General features: G+C 50.9%; 2 protein-coding genes, 3 tRNA genes and 1 pseudogene. All 6 read left to right on the top strand.

Annotated elements, in window-relative coordinates:
* Nucleotides 1-103 precede the first annotated feature (103 nt).
* On the top strand, nucleotides 104-1,057 hold the full coding sequence (gene birA, locus PMI37_RS00040) for a bifunctional biotin--[acetyl-CoA-carboxylase] ligase/biotin operon repressor BirA (protein ID WP_008076808.1): 954 nt from the start codon (nucleotides 104-106) through the stop codon (nucleotides 1,055-1,057).
* A 191-nt stretch (nucleotides 1,058-1,248) separates the two neighbouring features.
* Nucleotides 1,249-1,686 (top strand): hypothetical protein, encoded by a 438-nt coding sequence (locus PMI37_RS00035; RefSeq protein ID WP_008076804.1) that lies wholly within the window; start codon nucleotides 1,249-1,251, stop codon nucleotides 1,684-1,686.
* 143 nt (nucleotides 1,687-1,829) lie between these two features.
* A tRNA-Tyr gene (locus PMI37_RS00030) sits at nucleotides 1,830-1,914 on the top strand.
* A 25-nt stretch (nucleotides 1,915-1,939) separates the two neighbouring features.
* Nucleotides 1,940-2,013 (top strand) — tRNA-Gly (locus tag PMI37_RS00025).
* Nucleotides 2,014-2,039: 26 nt separating this feature from the next.
* Nucleotides 2,040-2,115: transfer RNA gene (locus PMI37_RS00020), tRNA-Thr, on the top strand.
* A gap of 84 nt (nucleotides 2,116-2,199) precedes the next feature.
* A pseudogene (locus PMI37_RS32110) lies at nucleotides 2,200-2,275 on the top strand (GTP-binding protein); the annotation flags it as partial.

Genomic DNA, 2,275 nt, shown 5'->3' with positions numbered 1-2,275 from the left:
AGTTGGGGTTTTGTTTTGCCCGAAGGAAATGTGCTCGCTTGATTTCTATGCAACTGTCCTGAGCATAGATATTATTCGGGCCTCATTACGAGGCGAGACCTGCATGCTGACGTTGTTGAATCTTCTGAAGGATGGGCGCTTTCATTCTGGTGAGGCCCTGGGCGTAGCCCTCGGAGTCAGCCGAAGTGCAGTATGGAAGCAGCTTCAGCACCTTGAGTCTGAGCTTGGATTGTCCATTCATAAGGTTCGGGGGCGTGGCTATCAGTTGGCGGCGCCGTTGACGTTACTCGACCCTATAAAAATCTCAGAAATGATGCCGCAATGGCCTCTCGCAGTGTTCGATACTATCGACTCGACGAATGCTGAAGCTTTGCGCGCTATTGGTCGTGGGCAGGCCGCGCCATTTTTAGTCGTTGCTGAGAGGCAGACTTCCGGTCGTGGGCGTAGAGGGCGCAAATGGGTTAGCCCGTTTGCCGAAAATCTTTATTACAGTCTTGTTCTTCGCATCGATGGTGGAGTGCGCCAGCTCGAAGGGTTGAGTCTGGTCGTTGGCTTGGCGGTGATGCGGGCCTTGCGGAAATCCGGCGTTGGTGGGGCCGGGTTGAAGTGGCCTAACGATGTCCTTGTCGGTGACAAGAAAATTGCTGGCATTTTACTCGAACTCGTCGGCGACCCTGCAGATGTTTGCCATGTGGTGTTAGGCATTGGCATCAATGCAAACATGCAGGTCGCAACAGAAGTGGATCAAAAATGGACATCAATACGGCTCGAGTCTGGGAAGGCCTGCGATCGTAATGTTCTTGTGGCTGAATTGAGTGAGCAATTACAGGCTTATATAGAACGTCACCAGGCTGGTGGCTTTACGGTTTTGCAAGCGGAGTGGGAAGAAAACCATTTGTGGCATGGTCGATCTGTCTCACTGATTGCCGGCGTCAGTCAAATAGATGGCGTGGTGCAAGGTATCGATAATCAAGGTGCTCTGCGGTTGGCGGTGGATGGTGTTGAAAAGGTTTTCAGTGGTGGTGAGCTTAGCCTGAGGCTGCGAGACGATTCTTGAGCTCGAATAAGGTAATGGCTTCATAAAACGGCGCGTGTTAGCCAATGAAGCGACAGATTTGATTGTGCAGGCGATCGTTGAATCGGATTAGTTGCTGAATAAGGGCCTGCGTGCAGTTGCTTGGCATGGATCGCTCCTGGTGGGTTTTTTTGTAAGTCTGGCTATGGCATGTCCTTTTACTTGAGGTTTGTATGCGTTGGATGTTCCTGCTGCTGTTAGTACTCAATGTGTTTTATTACGTCTGGCATCAGCAGGAGGCCCCTTTGCGTGCGAAAGATGTGACTCCGCTCAATCTGTATCGAGGTTCGCAGCAAGATATTCGTTTGCTCAGCGAGAGCGGAGCTGCATCGCGAGAAAGGACGAGCGGCTCTACAGCGGGGAATGAATGCCTTTTCCTGGGAGGGTTCTCTCGCCAGGAGCTGATTGAAGGCCTTGAACGGCGTTTGGCTGGTATGGGGATAAGTGCACAGCCTGCGTCGAAGGATCTCCCTGATGCGGACTACTGGTTGCGGATAGCGCCTTCGAGCGAGCGTTTGCTGGGGGATGTCCAGCTGCAGAACCTTTCCAAGGAATTCAATGAGTTAAAACATAAAATAATGCTGTGTGAGGGGGTTGCACCTACTGAATAGTTTGCATAGAATGGCGCCCGCTCCACAGCGAAGACCTGAACAGGGAATCAAAGTGAAGTGATGTCAACGCAGCTAACCTCAGGTTTTTAAATGAGAAAATGCTTGACAGGGGTTTGGCATAGTATAGAATGCCGGCCTGATTAGGAGGGGTTCCCGAGCGGCCAAAGGGATCAGACTGTAAATCTGACGTCTACGACTTCGAAGGTTCGAATCCTTCTCCCTCCACCAGATTTAAGCGTGAGCTGCAGGCTCCGCGGGTATAGTTTAGTGGTAGAACCTCAGCCTTCCAAGCTGATGATGCGGGTTCGATTCCCGCTACCCGCTCCAAGTTTGCAGGTTGTGCAAAGTGTTTTGCTCTTGTAGCTCAGTTGGTAGAGCACACCCTTGGTAAGGGTGAGGTCAGCGGTTCAAATCCGCTCAAGAGCTCCATATAACAAGGCAGATATGAAAATATCTGCCTTTGTTTTAATGGCTTGTGTCGTTTGCTCAATTCTTCTGTTAAGGGTGATATCGATGGCTAAGGAAAAATTTGATCGTTCCCTGCCGCACGTCAACGTTGGGACCATTGGTCACGTTGACCACGGTAAAA

Source organism: Pseudomonas sp. GM80 (genome assembly GCF_000282515.1).
In the GTDB taxonomy this organism is placed as follows: Bacteria; Pseudomonadota; Gammaproteobacteria; order Pseudomonadales; family Pseudomonadaceae; genus Aquipseudomonas.
Note: the sequence above shows the minus strand (reverse complement) of the source record. Positions and strands in the feature narration are given on the sequence as shown.